At 41.1% G+C, this 14,432-nt stretch carries 14 protein-coding genes; all 14 read left to right on the forward strand.

All coding sequences use genetic code 11. The features are described from left to right. Window positions 1-5 precede the first annotated feature (5 nt). The 14 genes from ACYQ0O_RS05275 (at window position 6) to ACYQ0O_RS05340 (ending at window position 14,401) form a co-directional block, all read left to right on the forward strand. A complete protein-coding gene (locus ACYQ0O_RS05275) occupies window positions 6-410 on the forward strand; it encodes a cobalamin B12-binding domain-containing protein (protein ID WP_459891313.1) in 405 nt (134 codons plus the stop codon). After that, complete coding sequence (meaB, locus tag ACYQ0O_RS05280) at window positions 407-1,324, forward strand: methylmalonyl Co-A mutase-associated GTPase MeaB (RefSeq protein ID WP_459891315.1); 918 nt, start codon at window positions 407-409, stop codon at window positions 1,322-1,324. The genes ACYQ0O_RS05275 and meaB overlap by 4 nt, the downstream gene beginning before the upstream one ends. 116 nt (window positions 1,325-1,440) lie before the next feature. After that, window positions 1,441-3,084: an acyl-CoA mutase large subunit family protein gene (locus ACYQ0O_RS05285; RefSeq protein ID WP_459891317.1), complete on the forward strand. Its 1,644-nt coding sequence runs from the start codon at window positions 1,441-1,443 to the stop codon at window positions 3,082-3,084. A gap of 46 nt (window positions 3,085-3,130) precedes the next feature. Next, complete coding sequence (locus ACYQ0O_RS05290; RefSeq protein ID WP_459891319.1) at window positions 3,131-4,687, forward strand: acyl-CoA carboxylase subunit beta; 1,557 nt, start codon at window positions 3,131-3,133, stop codon at window positions 4,685-4,687. A 19-nt stretch (window positions 4,688-4,706) separates the two neighbouring features. Continuing rightward, on the forward strand, window positions 4,707-5,105 hold the full coding sequence (mce, locus tag ACYQ0O_RS05295) for a methylmalonyl-CoA epimerase (RefSeq protein ID WP_459891321.1): 399 nt from the start codon (window positions 4,707-4,709) through the stop codon (window positions 5,103-5,105). Window positions 5,106-5,126: 21 nt separating this feature from the next. Further along, entirely contained in the window at window positions 5,127-5,585 is a 459-nt protein-coding gene (locus ACYQ0O_RS05300; RefSeq protein ID WP_075068398.1) for a type II toxin-antitoxin system VapC family toxin, read from the forward strand. Further along, window positions 5,563-5,766: a hypothetical protein gene (locus ACYQ0O_RS05305; protein WP_075068399.1), complete on the forward strand. Its 204-nt coding sequence runs from the start codon at window positions 5,563-5,565 to the stop codon at window positions 5,764-5,766. The genes ACYQ0O_RS05300 and ACYQ0O_RS05305 overlap by 23 nt, the downstream gene beginning before the upstream one ends. A 19-nt stretch (window positions 5,767-5,785) precedes the next feature. After that, window positions 5,786-6,943 carry an ADP-forming succinate--CoA ligase subunit beta gene (sucC, locus tag ACYQ0O_RS05310; protein ID WP_459891324.1) on the forward strand — a complete coding sequence of 386 codons (1,158 nt, stop codon included), beginning with the start codon at window positions 5,786-5,788 and terminating at the stop codon, window positions 6,941-6,943. Between the two features lie 10 nt (window positions 6,944-6,953). Beyond that, window positions 6,954-7,829 carry a succinate--CoA ligase subunit alpha gene (gene sucD, locus ACYQ0O_RS05315; protein WP_075068400.1) on the forward strand — a complete coding sequence of 292 codons (876 nt, stop codon included), beginning with the start codon at window positions 6,954-6,956 and terminating at the stop codon, window positions 7,827-7,829. 55 nt (window positions 7,830-7,884) lie between these two features. Next, a complete protein-coding gene (locus tag ACYQ0O_RS05320; protein WP_459891326.1) occupies window positions 7,885-9,822 on the forward strand; it encodes an acetate--CoA ligase in 1,938 nt (645 codons plus the stop codon). Between the two features lie 150 nt (window positions 9,823-9,972). Then, window positions 9,973-11,334: a thiolase family protein gene (locus ACYQ0O_RS05325; RefSeq protein ID WP_459891328.1), complete on the forward strand. Its 1,362-nt coding sequence runs from the start codon at window positions 9,973-9,975 to the stop codon at window positions 11,332-11,334. Window positions 11,335-11,368: 34 nt separating this feature from the next. After that, a complete protein-coding gene (locus ACYQ0O_RS05330) occupies window positions 11,369-12,220 on the forward strand; it encodes a 3-hydroxyacyl-CoA dehydrogenase family protein (RefSeq protein ID WP_459891330.1) in 852 nt (283 codons plus the stop codon). Window positions 12,221-12,275: 55 nt separating this feature from the next. Beyond that, a complete protein-coding gene (locus ACYQ0O_RS05335) occupies window positions 12,276-13,964 on the forward strand; it encodes an acyl-CoA mutase large subunit family protein (protein ID WP_459891332.1) in 1,689 nt (562 codons plus the stop codon). Window positions 13,965-13,987: 23 nt separating this feature from the next. Next, a complete protein-coding gene (locus tag ACYQ0O_RS05340) occupies window positions 13,988-14,401 on the forward strand; it encodes a cobalamin B12-binding domain-containing protein (RefSeq protein ID WP_459891334.1) in 414 nt (137 codons plus the stop codon). Window positions 14,402-14,432: the final 31 nt, after the last annotated feature.

Raw genomic sequence — 14,432 nt, forward strand, 5'->3', positions numbered from 1 at the left:
TTTTTATGGGGGAGAAAAAAGTTTACAGGGTGTTAATTGGTAAGCCAGGGCTCGATGGCCACGATAGGGGGGCAAAGTGTATAGCCAGGGCCCTTAGGGATAGTGGATTTGAGGTAGTATATACAGGAATTAGACGGACACCTGAAGAAATAGCTATGGCAGCTATTCAGGAAGACGTGGATGTTGTTGGACTCTCATCCCTGTCAGGTGCTCATATGGAGCTTTTTTCAGAAGTAGTGGAGGCATTAAAAAAGCATGGGGCCTCAGATATTCCAGTAATCGGTGGTGGTATAATTCCAGAGGAAGATATTGAGGAACTGAAACAAAAGGGAATAAAGAAGGTCTTTACTCCAGGTACTCCAATGGAAGAGATAATTAAAACTTTTAAAGAGTTGTGTGAAAATAAATGAATATAGACGAAATAATCCAAGGAATTAAAGATAGGTCGCCACGTGCCATTGCCCGTGCCATCACCATGGTGGAAAATGGAGATGTGTCTGTTGATGAGCTACTTTCTTCCCTTGACAAAGAAGCTATAGAAAACACCATGGTTTTTGGGATAACCGGTCCTCCTGGAGCTGGGAAATCTACTTTAACTGGAAAGATGGTTGGATACTGCAGAAAACTCGGGAAACGGGTAGGTGTTATAGCAGTTGACCCTTCTTCTCCAATATCAGGTGGCGCAATCCATGGGGACAGGATAAGGATGATGGAACACTCCCTTGATACAGATGTTGTGATACGGTCCATGGCTACCCGCGGAAGATTGGGGGGACTCTGTGCATCTGCTGGGGCTGTGTGTAGAATACTTGCCTCCAGTGGGTGTAATCCCATAATTATTGAGACTGTTGGAGTGGGTCAGTCAGAGATAGATATTGTGAAGATTGCAGATGTGACAGCCCTTGTGTCTGCACCAGGTCTTGGGGATGATATCCAGGCCTTAAAGGCAGGACTCATGGAAGTTGCTGATGTTATGGTGGTGAACAAGGCAGATAAACCAGAGGCACAGATGCTGGCAGTTGAATTAAATGAAATTGCCAGGGAAAAGGGGACTGAAGTGATACTAACAATTGCCTCTGAAGGCAAGGGAGTGGATGAGCTGTACCATGCAATGGAAAGGATATATAGAGAGAATGAGAAAAAGGGACTCAAGCAGAGAAAGCGGATAGAATACAGGAAAAAGGAGATCACTGACTGGGTTATAGAGATGATAAGAAGAGATATAGAGAAAAAAATAGATGAAGTGGATACAGATTTAGACAAGGATCCAAGGGTGGTTGCGTCCCTTGTGTCAGCTAAAATTAAACAAATACTTCAAGGTTAAAGTGGTGTTAGGAAAATTATAAATAAATTTAAGTTCAATGCTTAACCTGATTATAACCCATTGTAAAAATTTTGAACCTTCAACATTGAACTTTGAACATAAATAAGGGGTGGGACATGTCAAAACATCCAAAATATAAGGAATGGGAAGAAAAGGTTTTATCAAAGGTCCTTGCCAGGTTCCCTGAGAGAAAAAAGGAATTTAAGACTGTAGGGGGACTTGAGCTTCCTCGCCTTGCCCTTCCCAGGGAAATAGATGATGAATACTTAGAAAAACTGGGATTCCCTGGACAGTATCCGTATACCAGGGGGGTTCAGCCAACAATGTATCGGTCCAGATTATGGACCATGAGACAATATGCAGGCTTTGCCACTGCCAAAGAGACCAATGAAAGGTACAGATATCTACTTGAGCAGGGGCAGACAGGTCTTTCTGTTGCCTTTGATCTACCCACCCAGATTGGATATGACTCTGATCATCCAATGAGCAAGGGAGAGGTTGGAAAGGTTGGAGTTGCAATAGATTCTCTGGCTGATATGGAAATTTTGTTTGATAAGATCCCTCTGGATAAGGTTTCAACTTCCATGACCATAAATTCTCCAGCCTCTGTGTTACTTGCAATGTATGTTGCAGTTGGAGAAAAACAGGGAGTTCCAAGGGAAAAGCTAAGGGGAACAATTCAAAACGACATTTTAAAGGAATATGTGGCAAGGGGTACGTATATATTTCCTCCAAGGCCATCTCTCAGGATTATTACAAATATATTTGAATGGTGTAGTAAAAACACACCTCTTTTCAATACAATTTCAATTTCAGGATATCACATAAGGGAGGCTGGTTCAACAGCCGTGCAGGAAGTGGCATTCACCCTGGCCAATGGGTGTACATACGTTAAAACCGCCATTGATGCTGGATTAGATGTAAATGTATTTGGAAAGAGGCTTTCCTTTTTCTTTAATGCCACAACGGATTTAGTTGAAGAGGTGGCGAAATTTAGGGCAGCAAGGCGCATGTGGGCGAAGATCATGAAAGAGCGCTTTGGTGCCACAGATCCAAAGGCCTGCATGCTTAGATTCCACACTCAAACCGCAGGACATACCCTAACAGCCCAGCAAATTGACAACAATGTCGTGAGGGTAGCCCTGCAGGCCCTGGCAGCAGTGCTTGGTGGGACCCAGTCCCTACACACAAATTCAAAGGATGAGGCCCTGACCCTGCCAACAGAAGACTCTGTTAGGACTGCGCTCAGGACCCAACAGATAATTGCCTATGAATCTGGTGTTGCAAATTCAATAGATGTTTTAGGAGGCTCATACCTGGTGGAACAATTAACAGACAAAATAGAAGAAGAGGCCTTTTCACTCATGCAGAAGATTGATGACATGGGTGGTGTTATAGCTGCAATTGAGGCTGGATTTATTCAGAGACAGATAGAGGATTCTGCATATGAATATCAAAAACAGATTGAGACCAAAGATAGGATTGTGGTTGGTGTAAATGAATTTCAGTCCAAGGAAAGTGTAAAGGTTCCAATACTCAAAATAGACAAGACAGTTGAACAAAAGCAGGTTGATAGGGTTAAAAAGGTCAGAGAACAAAGGGATAATTCAAAGGTGGAAGCCTGCTTAAAGAGATTAGAAGATGCTGCCAGGGGAGATGAAAATCTAATGGATCCAATACTTGATGCAGTTAAAGAATATGCCACAATCGGTGAAATTTGTGGGGTTTTAAGGGAAGTCTTTGGAGAATATAGGGATTAGTGAAAATAAAATATTTATTTAAAATAACTAAACAAAAGGAGTCCATATGGCCCTGACCACAGAAGAAAAGATCAAAAAATTAAAGGAGCTTGAGAAGGAAGTTGTGAAAATGGGGGGAGAGGAGGCCATAAAAAAGCATAAGGAAAAGGGGAAACTTACAGCAAGAGAGAGATTGGAACTCTTATTTGATGCTGGTACTTTTCAGGAAGTTGATATGTTTGTTAAGCATAGATGTACGTATTTTGGCATGGAGAAGGTAAATATACCAGCAGATGGGGTGGTTACTGGTTTTGGACTGGTAAATGGGAGACCAGTTTGTGCCTATTCCCAGGATTTTACATCTAGAGCAGGAAGTTTAGGTGAGATGCATGCCAAAAAGATCTGTAAAGTTATGGACCTTGCAATGAAAGTGGGTGTTCCTGTTATTGGCTTTAATGATTCAGGTGGTGCAAGAATTCAGGAAGGTGTTGATGCCTTGTCTGGTTATGGCCAGATATTTTTTAGAAATGCCAATGCATCAGGTGTAATACCCCAGATCTCAGCAATAATGGGTACCACTGCTGGTGGAGCTGTTTATTCCCCTGCAATGACTGATTTTATTTTTATGGTGAAAAAGACCTCTTTTATGTTCATAACAGGTCCCCAGGTGATTAAGTCTGTTACAGGTGAAGAAGTGAGTTTTGAAGACCTTGGTGGTGCAATGGTACACAATGAAAAAAGTGGTGTTGCACATTTTGCATGTGAATCTGATGAAGATGCAATAATGAAAATTAAGAAGCTCCTATCATATTTGCCCTTAAACAATATGGAAGATCCCCCATATGAGGAGCCAACAGATGTGGTAAATAGGGAGGCACCTGAACTGGATAAAATTATACCTGACAATCCAAATCAGCCATATGATATAAAAGAGGTTATATCTGCAATTGTGGACAATGGTGAATTTTTTGAGCCACATGAGTATTATGCCCCCAATATGGTGGTATGTTTTGCTAGGTTAAATGGACACCCAATTGGAATTATTGCAAACCAACCAAAGGTGTATGCTGGATGTTTGGATATTAATGCATCAGACAAAGCCACCAGATTTATAAGGTTTTGCGATGCCTTTAATATTCCAATGTTAACCATAGCAGATGTTCCAGGATATCTTCCTGGCACAGATCAGGAATGGGGCGGTATAATTAGACATGGAGCAAAGCTCCTCTGGTGTTATTCAGAGGCAACTGTGCCCAAGATGTTGCTTATTACAAGAAAGTCCTACGGTGGTGCATACCTTGCCATGTGTTCCAAAGACCTTGGAGCTGATTTGGTATATGCATGGCCCACGGCAGAGATTGCAGTAATGGGTGCTGCTGGTGCTGCCAATATTATATATAGAAAGGAGATTAAGGCAGCAGAAAATCCAGAGGAAAAGAGAAAGGAAAAGATTGCAGAATATGAAGAAGTGTTTGCAAATCCCTATAGGGCAGCTGAAAGGGGATATATTGATGCAGTGATTCAACCAAGACTCACAAGACCAAAACTCATTGCTGCACTGGAGCTTTTAAAGACCAAGAGAGAGGCAAGGGCACCTAAGAAGCATGGCAATATACCAATGTAAAATTAGAGGAGATTAAAATATGTTACAAAAGATAGACCATATAGGTATAGCTGTAAAATCCTTGGATGATGCAGTAAAGTTTTATGAAAATGCACTTGGACTAAAATGTGAAAAAATTGAGGAAGTTCCCACCCAAAAGGTAAAAACCGCTTTTTTTGATATAGGAGGTGTACACTTAGAACTTTTAGAACCAACTGCAGAAGATAGCCCCATTGCCAGGTTCTTGCAGAGAAATGGAGAAGGAGTGCACCATATTGCCTATTTTAGTGATGATATTGTGGCACAGCTATCAAAGGCAAAGGAAGCAGGGTGTAAGCTTATTAATGAAGAACCTGTTCCTGGTGCAGGAGGAAAGAAAGTGGCATTTCTCCATCCAAAGTCAACACATGGGGTATTAACTGAGTTTTGTTCAAAGTAATGTTATGATTTTATAATAAAAATGAAGATTTATATGGATTGTTGCTGTTATAACAGGCCTTTTGATGACCAGAATGATCCCATTATATATCTTGAGTCAGAAGCTATAAAGGTGATCCTTTCTTTGTGCGAAAAAGGAGTTTATACCCTGGTGATTAGCGATGTTTTAATCTTTGAAGTAGAGAAGACGCCAGATATTTTGAGAAGGGAAAGGTTAAAGGCTATACTGGAAAACATAGAGAAACAAATTATAGGAGTGGATTCAACATTAGAAGAAAGGGCAAAATGTTTTGAAAAATTGGGATTAGGTGCTTTTGATGCTCTTCATCTAGCATGTGCTGAGAAAGGGGCCGATATACTTCTTACAGTGGATAGAAAGTTTTTAAAGAAGTCATCAAACATAGCAGATTTACAGATAAAAGTTGTAAGTCCGTTAGAATGGTTGAAAGGATTGTATTATGGAAAAATTGACCAGTTATAAGACATCCATAGAACTTCACAAAGAAGGATGTAGGATATTGGCTGAACAATTGGGAGTGGTGAATTTTATAAGATTTATTCAGGATTTTGAGAGGGGAGAAGGTGACTATACAAAAGATAGACGTGTGTGGCAGAGTAGGTATAGGGTAGAAGATATAATAAAAGAGATAAAGAAAACATAACAAACCAAGGTGTATGGTCATGAAAATACATGAGTATCAGGCAAAGGAAATATTTAGAAAATACAACATCCCTGTTCCCAGGGGTAGGGTTGCCCATACAAAAGAAGAAGTTATACAGGTGGCAAAGGAACTTGGGAGTCTTCCTGTTGTCATAAAGGCCCAGGTCCATGCTGGTGGGAGGGGAAAGGCAGGGGGCGTTAAGCTTGCTGGTTCCCAAGATGAAGTGGCCCAGATAGCAGATTCAATGCTTGGTATGTTGCTTGTCACCCACCAGACTGGGGAAAAAGGCAAGGTAGTTAGAAAGGTGCTTGTAGAGGAAGGGCTAAATATTGATAAAGAGTACTATATGGCAGTTGTAATGGATCGCTCCACTGAAAAGGTAGTTATAATGGCAAGTGAAGCCGGGGGAATGGATATAGAAGAAGTTGCTGAGAAGACGCCAGAGAAGATAATTAAGGTGTTTATTAATCCCCTTGTGGGGGTCATGGGACACAATTTAAGAAACATAGTTTATGGGCTTAATGTGGATAAAGAGTTGCAAAAACCCCTTATGGCAATTGCTAACTCCCTTTACAATATCTTTATTCAACTTGATTGTTCCCTTGTAGAGATAAATCCCCTGGTGTTAACAAAAGAAGGTCAGTGGATAGCCTTGGATGCAAAGATAAATTTTGACGACAATGGACTTTTCAGGCATAAGGATATAATGGAGTTGCGAGATATTGAAGAAGAAGATCCCCTGGAGGTGGAGGCATCAAAATATGGCCTGAATTACATAAAGCTAGATGGAAATGTGGGTAATATTGTAAATGGTGCTGGTCTTGCCATGGCAACAATGGATTTAATTAAAAGGGCTGGTGCTGAACCGGCTAATTTTTTGGATGTTGGTGGTGGAGCAAATGCTGAGATGGTAGAGAATGGATTTAAGATCCTGCTTAGTGATGAGAATGTACGTGCCATATTAATTAATATATTTGGTGGTATTTTGAGGTGTGATGTGCTTGCTGAAGGTGTTGTGGCTGCAGCCAAAAAGGTTGGGGTGCATGTGCCTGTGGTGGTTAGAATGGAAGGTACCAATGCAGAAAGGGGAAGAGAGATCTTGCTTGGTTCTGGACTTAATCTTAAGACCGCCAGGGATTTAAAAGAGGCGGCAAAGATGATTGCAGAGTTAGTATAAGGAGTAGCCTATGAGTATATTTGTAAACAAAGACACAAGGGTGGTTGTTCAAGGTATAACTGGCAAGGAAGGTAGTTTTCACGCAAGACAGTGTATAAGTTATGGGACCAAAGTGGTGGCAGGTGTGACTCCAGGTAAGGGCGGAATGAAGATGGATGATGTGCCTGTTTTTAATACTGTTATTGAGGCAAAAGAGAAGAGTGGGGCAAATTGTTCTTTGATATTTGTTCCCCCTGCATTTGCAGCAGATGCCATTTTAGAGGCAATTGATGCTGGTATGGAAGTAATTGTAGCTATAACAGAAGGTATTCCAGCCCTGGATATGCTTAAGGTGAAAAATTATCTAAAGGGTAAAGATTGTAGATTAATTGGGCCAAATTGTCCGGGAATTATAACTCCTGGTGAGTGTAAAGTTGGCATAATGCCAGGTCATATCCACAAACCAGGTGGTCCCATAGGGGTGGTTTCCAGATCTGGAACACTTACATATGAGGTGGTGTATCAGCTCACCCAAATGGGGATTGGCCAGACAACCTGCCTTGGTATTGGAGGGGATCCAATAATTGGCACAAACTTTCTAGACGCATTAGCGGCTTTTGAGGAAGATGATGATACCAAAGGTGTGGTTATGGTAGGAGAGATTGGGGGAGACGCAGAAGAGAGGGCTGCAGAGTTTGTAAAGAACAATATGACTAAACCAGTTGTGGGATTTATAGCTGGTTTAACAGCACCTCCAGGCAGGAGAATGGGACACGCAGGCGCAATAATCAGCGGGAATAAGGGAACAGCAAAGGCAAAGATCGCTGCCCTAAAAGATGCGGGTATTGCTGTTTGCGAGGACCTTGGGTCCTTTGGTGAATTTGCCAAGGAGGTGTTTGGTCTATAAATTTTGTATTAAGGTACTTTAATTGTTTTTTGAACCTTATTTAAAGGAGGGGAAGATGGGTAAGCTTTTTTTGAGGGATTACAAAAAGATGTGGGAGTACGCAAAGAATGATCCCGAAGGATTTTGGAATGAGGCTGCTGTATGGTGTATGAACAATATTCACTGGTTTAAACCCTGGGAAAAGACCTTTGATTGGGATTATCCCACATTCAAGTGGTTTGTGGGTGGAACCACCAACATCTGTTACAACTGTCTGGATTACAAAATCCTAAAAGGGCTTGGGGATAAACCTGCCTTTATTGAGATCAGTGGTGAGAGGGGCGAAGAGAGGACATTAACCTATAGGGAAGTTTTGACGTTAGTGGAAAAGTACGCAGCTTCCCTAAGGGGTCTTGGGGTTGAAAAGGGCGATAGGGTAATGCTCTATATGCCCATGTCTGCTGATGCTGCAGCTGTTATGCTTGCCTGTGCCAGGATTGGTGCCATCCATGTTGCAGTATTTGCTGGCTTTTCCTCAAAGGCAATTGCAGATAGGATTGATTTAACAAAACCAAAGGTTGCAATTATCCAGGATATAGGCTCTAGGGCTGGGAAAATGGTGTCCCTAAAGGATATGTTTGATAAGGGCCTTGAGATGGCAGATTATAAGGTTGGTACAGTGGCGGTGTTTTCCAGGGAAGGATACAAGGTAGGTGAATATTCTGTTAACATGGAAAAGGGAAGGGATATTACCTGGGATGAGTTTTTAAACGCTGGAGAAGGGCAAGATGGTGGATATGTAGAGCTTGAAGCCAACGAACCACTGTTCATCCTCCCAACATCAGGAACCACAAAAAAACCAAAACCAACTGTGCAGAGACATGGTGGGTATCAGATTTATATATACTGTATGGGTCAGTGGATATATGGAAGAAAACCTGAAGATATGTGGTTCTGTACATCAGACATAGGATGGATAGTTGGACACAGCTACAATGTGTATGAGCCACTTTTAGGCGGGTGCACATCTATCCTCTATGAAGGTACTCCTAATTATCCAGAAAAGGATATGTGGTGGGCAATTATTGAAAAACACAAGGCAACTGGATGGTGGATTTCCCCAACAGGTGCAAGGGCACTTCTCATGCTTGGAATTGAACAGGCAGAAAAACACGACCTATCTTCCTTAGAAAGGGTATTTAGTGCAGGGGAAGTTCTAAATCCACCTGTATGGGAATGGCTGCAGAAAAAGGTCTTCAAAGATAGAATACCTGTAATCGACCATATGTGGCAAACAGAATCATCTGGACCACTATTTGCAAATCCCTATGGACTTGAGCTCTTTCCAATCAAACCAGGATCCGCAACATATCCTGTTCCTGGTATTGTACCAGAGGTTGTTGATGAACTAACAGGAAGGTCTCTTTTGCCTGGTGAAAAGGGAACAATGATAATTAAAAGACCTTGGCCAGGTCTAACAGCAACACTTTATGAGAATCCTGAACAATATAGGGAAGAATACTGGGAAAACACTTTGGCTACAACGGGTGCTTATTATTGTGGTGATGCAGCAACAATAGATGAAGATGGATATGTCTGGTTCTCTGGTCGTGCAGATGAGGTAATAAAGATATCAGACCATAGAATAGGAACAATAGAGGTTGAAAGCGCACTTGTAAATCATCCAGCAGTTGGTGAGGCAGCTGTAGTTGGTGTTCCCGATGAGCTAAGGGGTCAAATATGCCTTGGACTTGTGGTTCTAAAATCTGGATATGAGCCGTCAGAGGAACTGGAAAAAGAACTAATTAGTTATGTGAGAAACGCACTGGGTCCAATTGTTGTATTTAAGGGAATTGAATTTGTTGAGATGCTTCCAAAGACAAGAAGTGGTAAGATCATGAGAAGGGTACTTAAAAAGGTGTGGAGCAATGAAGATATAGGTGATATCTCCACAATAGAAGAAGAGGCATCTGTGGAAGAGGTAAAAGAGGCTCTGTCTAAATTAGGTAAATAATGAAATTTAGGGCTGGCGTTATGCCAGCCCTAAATGACACAATTTTAATGTGCATTGACTATTGTCAATTTATATTAAAATTGTGTTGACAAAAAACAGATATTTGATGTAATGTTTTATCAACTATAAAATATAAAATGGAGAACTGTAATGAGCAAATTTATTCAAAGATTAGAATTAAATAGGCAAGATGTTTATAAAGATGCAAAAATAGCAGAATATGGCAAGAGGGAAGTTGATTTTAAAGGGATGGGAAAGGTCAAGAAAAAATTGAGACATAAAGCAAGAGAGGTTGTTTGTGTTGAGGCATGCAGGACACCCTTTGGAAGATTTGGTGGAAAATTAAAACAATATGATGCCCCTCAGTTAGGTGCATTGGCAATAAAGGAAGTTTTGAGGAGAGTATCAGAAAAGGTAAAAGCAGAAGACATTGATTATGTGGTATTGGGACAGGTTGTTCCTGCAGGTTGTGGTCAGGTCCCTGCCAGGCAGGCAGCAATTTTAGGTGGTCTTCCTGAATATGTGCCTGCTATTTCAATAAACAAGGTCTGTTCTTCAGGGATCAAGGCAATTGATTTAGGTGTGCAGTTAATTCAAACAGGTCGTGCTGAGATAGTAATTGCTGGTGGAATGGAATCCATGTCAAATTGTCCATTTGCTCTAAGGGGTATGAGGTGGGGGCAGAGAATGGCCCTTCCAAATTCAGATGCTTTAGACCTTATGGTCTATGATGGTTTGTGGGATCCATTTTATAATAGGCACATGGCCATTCATGGTTCTGAGACAAGTGATGAATTTGGATTTACCAGACAGGATAATGATGAGTGGGCCTATCGTTCCCAGATGACTGCAAAAAGTGCAATGGAAGAGGGTAGGCTTGATGACGAGCTGTTTGGTGTGGAAGTTAAGGTTGGAAAAAATTTAGAGGTATTTGATACAGATGAGCAGCCAAGGCCAAATACTACCCTGGAGACCCTGGCAAAGTTGCCCCCAGTATTTAACCACAAAAGCACAGTAACTGGCGAGCCTGGTTCAATTACAGCAGGTAATGCCCCTGGAATAAATGATGGGGCAGGTGTTTGTATGTTAATGAGCAGGGAGATGGCAGAAGAGCTGGGATTTAAGATACTCTTTACCATATTGGATTATGCAGAGGTTTCTCAAGCAACCAAGGACATTGCCCTTGTCCCTGGGTTGTCCATTAAAAAGGTTTTGGATCAAAATGATATGGACATTAAAGATATTGATTTAATAGAGATAAATGAGGCCTTTGCAGCGGTCACACTTATTAGTGGAAGGAAGGTACTTGGTTTATCCAAAGAAGAGATGGACAAAAAGGTAAATGTAAATGGAGGTGCCATTGCCTACGGCCATCCAATTGGTGCAACAGGGGCAAGGATAGCCATGACCCTTGCATATGAACTTAGAAGAAGGGGAGGGGGAATTGGTGTTTGTGGTATTTGCTCTGGTCTTGCCCAGGGAGATGCAATGTTAATTAAAGTGGATGGTTAATTTTTGAAAATAAAATTTTTTATGGAGGTTATTTATGGATATAAAAAAAGTAATGGTAATTGGTGCAGGTCAAATGGGTAATGGCATAGCACAGGTAGCTGCTCAGGCTGGATATGACGTTGTTTTAAATGATATAACAATGGAGCTAGCTGAAAAGGGACTGAATAATATAAAGAAGATTTTGAGCAAAAATGTCTCCAAGGGAAAGATAAGTGAGGAGGAAAAAGAAAGTATTTTATCTCGTATTACCCTGTCAGATAATCTAGATCCTGCCAGGGAATGCGACCTCATTATTGAAGCAGTTGTGGAGAACATGGATATTAAAGCCAAAGTGTTTTCAGAACTAGACAAACTTGCACCATCTCATGCAATTTTGGCAACAAACACTTCTTCTTTACCAATTACCCAGATAGGTGCATGTACAAATAGGCCTGAAAAGGTAATTGGAATGCATTTTATGAATCCTGTTCCAGTTATGAAGTTGGTAGAGGTGATAAATGGATTAGAGACAGCCCCAGAAGTTACAGAGACCATTAAACAGGTGTCTGAGAAAATGGGCAAGGTCCCAGTTGAGTGTAGAGATGTGCCTGGCTTTGTATCAAATAGGGTGCTCATGGTGATGATAAATGAGGCAATATGGGAGCTTTATGAAGGTGTTGCAACAAAAGAGGGCATAGACAATATTATGAAATTGGGTATGAATCACCCAATGGGACCACTTGCCTTGGCTGATTTAATTGGTCTTGATACTGTTTTGGCAATATTAAATGTACTTGTGGAAGGTTATGGGGATCCAAAATACAGGCCATGTCCCCTCTTAAAATCATATGTTGCAGCTGGTAGATTGGGTAGAAAGACTGGTAAGGGATTTTACGATTACAATTAGAAATTTTTTGTTTTTATCTACTATTTTTTAGATAAAAATTTGAGGGGTGATCCTTATGTTAAAATATTTTGCACAGGAGCTTTTAGATAAATGCTCTTCTCTGAGAAAAAAATGGGAAGATGAAGTAAAAAAATTAATTGAAAAAAAGCCTGAGAGAATGCAGAGGTTTTCAACTGTTTCTGACCATGAGATAAAGAGGCTTTATACACCTGAAGATATAAAAGACTTGGACTTTGAAAAGGATATTGGTTTCCCTGGCCAGTATCCCTATACCAGGGGAATCCATCATACTGGATATAGGGGCAGGGTTTGGACCTATAGGATGTTTTCAGGACTTGGAACAGCCAAGGACACCAATGAGAGATGGCACCTCCTTTTAAAAGAAGGACAAACTGGACTCAGTACTGCCTTTGATTTCCCAACCCTTATGGGATATGATTCTGATAGTCCTAGGTCTGCTGGAGAAATAGGAAAGGTTGGTGTAGCAATTGATACTTTAGAAGATTTTTTAGTACTGGTAGATGGTATTCCCCTAGGGGAAGTGACCACATCTATGACCATCAATCCACCTGCCACGGTTATGTGGTCCATGTACATTGCATGTGCCAAAAAACAGGGAGTACCCATAGAGAAAATAGGCGGTACCATACAAAATGATATGTTAAAGGAGTTTATTGCCCAGAAGACCTTTATGCTTCCACCTGAACCATCTATGAAGCTAATTAGTGATACTGTTGAATTTGGGACAAAGTATGTGCCTAGGTGGAACACAATTTCTATCTCAGGCTATCATATTAGAGAAGCAGGTTCTACTGCTGTCCAGGAACTTGCCTTTACTTTGAGGGATGGAATGGAATATGTGGAACATGTTATGAAGACTAAAAAGCTGGAGCCAGATGAATTTGCCCCAAGGCTTTCATTTTTCTTTAACTCCCACATAGATTTTTTTGAAGAGATCTGCAAGATGAGGGCTGCAAGGAAGATCTGGGCACACGTTATGAGGTACAGGTATAAGGCAAAGAATCCAAGGTCCTGGTGGATGAGATTCCATACACAGACAGCGGGATGTTCTTTAACTGCACAACAGCCATATAACAATGTTGTGAGGACGGCTGTAGAGGCCCTGGCGGCGGTACTTGGTGGGACCCAGTCCCTACACACAAATTCTCTAGATGAGGTATATTGTTTGCCAACTGAACATGCAGTACAGATAGCCCTCAGGACCCAACAGATAATTGCTGAAGAGACAGGTGTTGCAAATACCATTGATCCTCTGGCAGGTTCTTATTTTGTGGAAAAATTAACCAAAGAGATGGAAGAGGCTGCCTGGGAATATATTGAGAAAATAGACAATATGGGTGGAATGCTGGCTGCTATTGACCAGGGATATCCTCAAATGGAGATTGCAAATGCAGCGTATAAGTTTCAGCAACAGGTAGAAAATGGTGAAAAGGTAATTGTTGGTGTAAATAAATATGTCACAGAGGAACTCCAAAAGATACCAATCCTGGAGATCGATGAAAGGGTTGAGAAGGAGCAACTTAAGAGATTGGAAGAAGTTAAGAGGAGAAGGGATAATAAGGCGGTGAAAAAGGCATTGGATAACTTGAGAAATGCCTGTAAAAAAGCTGAGAATGTAATGCCTTATTGTATTGAGGCTGTGGAGGCCTTGGCTACAGAACAGGAGATATGTGACGTATACCGTGAAGTATATGGAGTGTATAGGGATCCTGGATATTTTTAAAAGTTTCAAGGAGAGTAGGTAGGATGGCAAAAAGAAAATTGCGTATAATGGTAGCAAAGCCAGGATTGGATGGACATGATAGGGGGGCTAGGATCCTGGCAAGGTTTTTTAGGGATTCTGGGTATGAGGTGATTTATACTGGGTGTCACCAGACGCCTGAACAGATTGTAGAAGCGGCAATTCAAGAGGATGTAGATCTAATTGGGCTTAGCTGTTTATCAGGGGCTCATAAAAAGCTTTTTCCAGAAGTTGTTGATTTGCTTAAGGAAAAAGGAGCTGATGATATTGTTGTGATAGGTGGTGGCATTATACCTGAACAGGATTTTCAATACTTATATGATCATGGAATTAAGGCGGTTTTTACTCCAGGAACTCCACTAGAGGATATAAAAAAGTGGATAGATGAAAATGTAAAAGTAAAGGAAGATCTCCTGTAATTTAAACGTGAAAAAGCGTGAAAATGGATAA

Source organism: Desulfothermus okinawensis JCM 13304, assembly GCF_054654515.1.